A 1,524-nucleotide genomic window follows, 5' to 3' on the forward strand; every position below is an offset into this window, starting at 1 on the left:
CCGCGAGACCGACCTGCTCGAACCGCACAATTCCGTCGATGTGGTGCACGCCGTGGTGCTTTCGGGCGGTTCGGCTTTCGGCCTCGACGCGGCCTCCGGCGTGCAGGCGGCGTTGCGTGAACGCGGCATCGGCCTCGAGGTCGGCGGTTTTCGCGTTCCGATCGTGCCGTCGGCGATCCTGTTCGACCTGCGCAATGGCGGCGACAAGGATTGGGGCCGTTATCCGCCCTACCGCGAGCTTGGCTATGAAGCCGCGCAAACCGCCACCGCCGATTTCCAACTCGGCACCATCGGCGCCGGCACCGGCGCGCTCACTTCGGGGCTGAAAGGAGGCCTCGGCTCCGCCTCGACGCTGCTCGACAATGGCGTCATCATCGGCGCGCTGGCCGCCGTCAATCCGACCGGTTCGGTGACCACAGGCCGAACCCGCCATTTCTGGGCGGCACCGTTCGAAATCGGCGACGAATTCGGTGGGCTTGGCTATCCCTCGCCGATGCCTGACGAGGCGAAACGGATTCTTTTGAAGTACCGCGACAAACATTTTGGCCGCCAGACGGAGACCGGCGGCAACACCACCATCGCCGTCATTGCCACCGATGCAGTGCTCACAAAGGCTGCCGCCAAGCGCCTGGCGATGTCGGCGCATGATGGATTCGTGCGCGCCATCTGGCCGACGCACACGCCGGCCGATGGCGACCTTGTGTTCGCGCTGGCGACCGGCACGAGCGGTATCGAACTCTCCGCCGATGCAGCAATCGATCTCTGCGCCGCCGCCGGCGCCACCATGGCGCGCGCCATCAGCCGAGGCGTTTATGCCGCGACGCCTGCCGAAAACGATCTGTTTCCGGTCTGGTCGTCACGCATGAAGTGAAGTGAAGCGATCAATCAGACCGGATCGGACTTTTCTTCCTCGAAGGTCACCGCGACATCAGAATTCGCCGACAGCCAGACCTTCTTGCCGTCGACTTCGGCAATCAGGCTCAGGGGAATGTAGTGGTGATGGCCCTTGTGGGCGCCCTCGCCGCTATCGGCCTTGGTCAGCTTGATGCGCTGGCCATCGACCTTGTCGACAGTGCCGACATGCACGCCATCGGCGCCGACGACTTCCATATGCTCACGAATTTTGCTGGTGTCGGTCATGGTGGTTCTCCATTGGGACTGCCGACAATAACAAATGACGGGCCGATTGGATGCATCGGCTTTCGCACCGCACGACGTTTTGATTCCGTCGTGCTAGGGGATTGAAACGATCACGGGGGTGAAGACCGATGCGAATGCTCTTTCTGTTTGCCGTTGGCCTGCTTGCACAGCTTGCGACCTCGATCGCGGCTCATGCCGGCGATGTCGCTGAACTTGAGATCCTCGGCTTCACCAAGGACGGCAGCGTCTTCGCTTTCGAGGAATATGGCGTGCAGGATGGATCGGGCTTTCCCTATGCCAACCGCTACTACATCGACACCAGCACCGACAGCTTTCTGAAGGGCACGCCGATCCGGGTCCGGCTTGAGGACGAGAATGCCAAAC

Annotated in this window: 3 protein-coding genes; 2 read left to right on the forward strand and 1 reads right to left on the reverse strand. The window is 62.3% G+C overall.

From position 1 onward, the window contains the following. Positions 1 to 871 (forward strand): P1 family peptidase (locus EN914_RS35120; protein WP_164779156.1); only part of this gene is annotated, 871 nt, incomplete at its 5' end. Positions 872 to 885: 14 nt separating this feature from the next. On the opposite strand, the gene EN914_RS35125 is transcribed toward EN914_RS35120, so the two are convergent. Then, the gene (locus tag EN914_RS35125; RefSeq protein WP_013532118.1) at positions 886 to 1,140 is read right to left on the reverse strand and encodes a DUF2171 domain-containing protein; all 255 of its coding nucleotides are present in this window, start codon (positions 1,138 to 1,140) and stop codon (positions 886 to 888) included. Between the two features lie 128 nt (positions 1,141 to 1,268). Between EN914_RS35125 and EN914_RS35130 the strand changes: the two genes are divergently transcribed. After that, the coding region (locus tag EN914_RS35130) for a DUF2259 domain-containing protein (RefSeq protein ID WP_127389676.1) at positions 1,269 to 1,524 on the forward strand (256 nt) is incomplete at its 3' end.

The sequence above is a fragment of the Mesorhizobium sp. M7A.F.Ca.CA.001.08.2.1 genome, from assembly GCF_003998455.1.
GTDB lineage: Bacteria > Pseudomonadota > Alphaproteobacteria > Rhizobiales > Rhizobiaceae > Mesorhizobium > Mesorhizobium ciceri.